This is a genomic window from Mesorhizobium sp. M4A.F.Ca.ET.050.02.1.1 (genome assembly GCF_003997725.1).
Taxonomy (GTDB): domain Bacteria; phylum Pseudomonadota; class Alphaproteobacteria; order Rhizobiales; family Rhizobiaceae; genus Mesorhizobium.
On the sequence record NZ_RZSG01000593.1, the window covers coordinates 1 to 3,780 of the forward strand.

Genomic DNA, 3,780 nt, shown 5'->3' on the forward strand with positions numbered 1-3,780 from the left:
GTTCGCGGCCATGAACGTCTCCACCTTGCAAGCGGTTCAAGGAATAGATTGAAGCGGAATTTCGGCAATCGCTTCCGACGACGACAGTTTTCAAGTCGTGGTGGCGAGGTCGCTAAAGTCGCTGCCGCCCCTCAACTGGTGATTGGCGAAACCGTCGGCGACAGCGTCCCTCTCCCCGTCACTATCGTGGAGAGGACACCGGCAGGCGGATGAGGGGCGGCGCCAGCGTTCCCGTCTGAACCCCTGCATGACAGTAGGGGTCCATGGCAGGTTGCCTACCGCAGCGCCGCGGCGATGTTGCCACCGTCGACCGTCGTCACATCGGCGGTGGTTCGATCGGCCAGCGCCTGGTGCAGGAAGGCCTGCGCCACGTCCTCGGCCGTCACTTCCTGGCCGAGCAGATTGCCGGACATGTATTCCTTCTCCGATACGCCGCGCGCGCCCGAGCGGCTGGCGATCATGGCGTCGGTCAACAGACCCGAGCGGATGCGGTCGGCATTGACCGCGTTCGAGCGGATGCCCTGCGCGCCGTAGTCCAGCGCATATTGCCTCGACAAAAACAGCGTCGCCGCCTTCGGTATGCCATAGGCGCCGAACTTCGGCCCCGGGTTGATCGCCTGCTTGGACGTGTTGAACAAAAGCACGCCGCCGGTGCCCTGTGCCAGCATGATGCGCACGGCGTTCTGCGCCGCCGACTGGTGGGCGAAGAAATTGAGCTCGAAGCTCTTGCGCAGCGTAGCGTCGTCGAGCTCGCCGATGCGGCCTTCCCAGGCCGCGCCCGCATTGGAGACGAGGATGTCGAGGCCGCCATAGACGGCGACTGCCCGGTCGAAGGCGGCGCGCAGTTCGGCCGGATTGGTGATGTCGGCGCCAACGCCGATCGAGCCGTTGCCGGCCTTCTTCGCCGCTTCCGCGGCCTTGGCCGCATCGAGGTCGACGATGACGGCATGTGCGCCATTGTCGGCGAACAGCTTCGCCGTCGCCGCGCCGATCGCGCCGGCGCCGCCGGTCACCAGCACCACCTGGCCGGTCAGCGGCTTCGGCTTGTTGGAGGCGAGCTTGGCCTGTTCCAGCGACCAGTATTCGAGCGGGAAGAGATCGGCCTTGGACAGCGGGTGGAAATGGCCGACGGCCTCGGCGCCGCGCACCGCCTCGATCCACATCTCGCCAACGTCGGAGGCGATCCTGGCCTCCTTCAGCGTGCGGCCGTGGCCGAACATGCCGAGGCCTGGCACCAAGGTCAGGCGCGGCATCGGATCGAGCATGGTCCGCTTGACGTCGTCCAGTGCGTCATTGGTCTCGAAATAGGCGCGATAGTCCTTGGCGAAGGTCTCGACATGGCCGCGGACGACCGCCTTGTAGTCGCCGATCTTGTCGGCGTCCGGCGCCGGCACCGCCATCGGACCGGTCTTGATGCGGATCGAGAGATCCGGCGTCGAGACACCGCGCCCGGCATAGTCGGCGATGTCAGCCGAATTGATGAAATCGACGATCGCATCGGAGGTGCGGAAGTCGCTGATCATGCGATCGAAGCGGCCTTCGCCGCGCGCCACCGCCACCGCGCCGCGCAGCGCGGGCGCGATGTCGGCCGGCTTGGCAAGTCGAGCCGGCAGGGCCGCCTTTGCCGTCTTCGGCTTGCCGTTCTTCGCGACATACTCCTCGGCGACGGTCACATGGTGGATCATCCGGTCGTAGGCCTGTCTGGCATCGTCGCCGAAGGTGAAGATGCCGTGCTTGTCGAGGATTAGGCCCTCGACGCTGGGGTCGGCATCGAAAACGTCGCCCGCCGCCTTCGCCAGGTCGAAGCCCGGCATGATGTAGGGCACGTAGCCCATCTTTTCGCCGAACACTTTTCCAACCAGCGCCTTGCTGTCTTCCTGGTCGACAATGGCGAGGACGGCGGTCGAATGCGTGTGGTCTACGAATTTGTGCGGCAGGAAGGCGTGCAGCAGCGTTTCGACCGAGGGATTGGGCGAGCCGGGGTCGATGAGGTTGGCGCGCTGCAGCGCCACCATGTCTTCGTCGGAGAGCCTCTCCAGCGCGCGCGCCTTGAGCAGCGCGCCCATCTTAACCGCCGGCAGGCCTTGCGGCTCGATGACGGCCATGTCCCAGCCGCTGCCCTTGACGCAGAGCACGTCCCACTCGTCGCCGATGAGATCCGTGGCTTTGATCTTGCACGACGTGTTGCCGCCGCCATGCAGCACCAGCCGCGGCTCGCCGCCGAGCAGCCGGGTCGTATAGACGCGCAGCGCGAGGTCGCGGCCGACGCCCTTCTTGGCATAGTCGGCAACCATCTTTTCCGCGTCGCCGTCATTCCACAGGTTCTTCATTTCGCTTCGTCCGCTTTCATGTCTTTGATTGCTGTGAACAGGAATGCCGCGACGCTTTGATGACAATGCGCCGGCGGCGAGGATTGTTTGTCTAGGAAGCCTTCTTGGTCACCGCTCGGGCATGGTCCAGCAGCCGCTGCGCCATGCGCGCGCCGACCACCAGATGCGTGCAGAGTCCGCCGGCGAGCGCGGCAAGCAGCGGCTCGAATTTGCTGTCCTCCTGCACCACCATCAGCCGCTTTTCGATGGCGCCGAGCGAGCCGAGCTCGGCGGAGATGACCCGGCGGTTGTAGCTGCAGTCGAGCGCCTTGCCGCCGGCGTCGATGATCTGTCCGGCGATCACGCCGGCGGCGCCGGCGTTGCGCAGCACTTCCATTTCGCTCACCGTCAGCGCGCCACATTTGACGACATGGCTGTCGGCGTCGACGGTGCCGACGGAAAACAGCGCGAGGCTGCAATCGCTGATGCCTGCCAGTTGTTCGCGGATCACAGGCTCGGCGCGCAGGGCCCGCGCCAGCTCTTCCGTCGACAGCACCAGCGGCGCGTAGAAGTTCAGCCCCTTGGCATTGAGCCGCCGCGCGATCTCCATCGTGCACTGGTCGGGCCGGTAGGAGTAGGGCGCGCCGAGGTTGCCGCAGAGCTGCACCACGGTCACGTCCTGCAGGTCGGCGAAGGACATGATGTCGGCGATGGTGTAGACGGTGCGGCCCCAAGCGACGCCGATGCGGTCGCCCTTTTTCACCAGCTCGAGAAAGACGCTGGCCGCCAGCACCGCGATGTCGGTCGACGGATCGACGACATAGGCGTTTTCCGGCGCGATCCAGACGGCGTCGAGCTCCAGCGCGTCTTCCAGCTTCCGCGCCATGACGTCATCGGTGAACAGCTGGGTCGAGGTCGAGATGTTGACGATGCCGGTCTCGCGCGCCTTGCGCAGATACATGGCGACCGACGCGCGTGAAATCTTCAGCTGGTTCGCCACTTCGTCCTGGCGCATGCCATGCGCATAGTAAAGCCAGGCGGCCTTGTGGATAAGCTGTTCTGCCGGTCGGATTGCCATGCCATCTCCTCGCTGACATTATTCACGGCTCTCGACAAAAGTCAAACCGAGTGGAGGTATGCGTTTCCCTTTCGCCGGCTGAATCTAGATCACCATTGTGCCAAATGCCCCCTGTCGTGGCATCGTTGGTGGTGACGAGGCGCGGAGCCTGTGATTAGAAGTCGATCATGCAACATTACAGCTTGCGCAGCGGGAGGACGGGATGAGCAATCCCTATGAACAGGATCTCGACAGGAACGCCGCCAACCATCAGCCGCTGACGCCGCTCACCTATCTTGAGCGAGCGGCAAAAACCTATCCCGATCATGTCGCCATCATCCATGGCAATCAGCGCATCACCTATCGCGATTTCTGGCGGCGCTCGCTGAGACTCGCTTCGGCGCTGGCCAAGCG

The 3,780-nt window shown here is 64.5% G+C and carries 3 protein-coding genes; 1 reads left to right on the forward strand and 2 read right to left on the reverse strand.

From position 1 onward, the window contains the following. Window positions 1-275: 275 nt before the first annotated feature. On the reverse strand, window positions 276-2,330 hold the full coding sequence (locus tag EOA33_RS27495; RefSeq protein ID WP_127407073.1) for a bifunctional aldolase/short-chain dehydrogenase: 2,055 nt from the start codon (window positions 2,328-2,330) through the stop codon (window positions 276-278). Between the two features lie 91 nt (window positions 2,331-2,421). Continuing rightward, the gene (locus tag EOA33_RS27500; protein WP_127407074.1) at window positions 2,422-3,387 is read right to left on the reverse strand and encodes a sugar-binding transcriptional regulator; all 966 of its coding nucleotides are present in this window, start codon (window positions 3,385-3,387) and stop codon (window positions 2,422-2,424) included. A 202-nt stretch (window positions 3,388-3,589) separates the two neighbouring features. Between EOA33_RS27500 and EOA33_RS27505 the strand changes: the two genes are divergently transcribed. After that, a partial coding sequence (locus EOA33_RS27505; RefSeq protein ID WP_145989307.1) for an AMP-binding protein occupies window positions 3,590-3,780 on the forward strand: 191 nt, incomplete at its 3' end.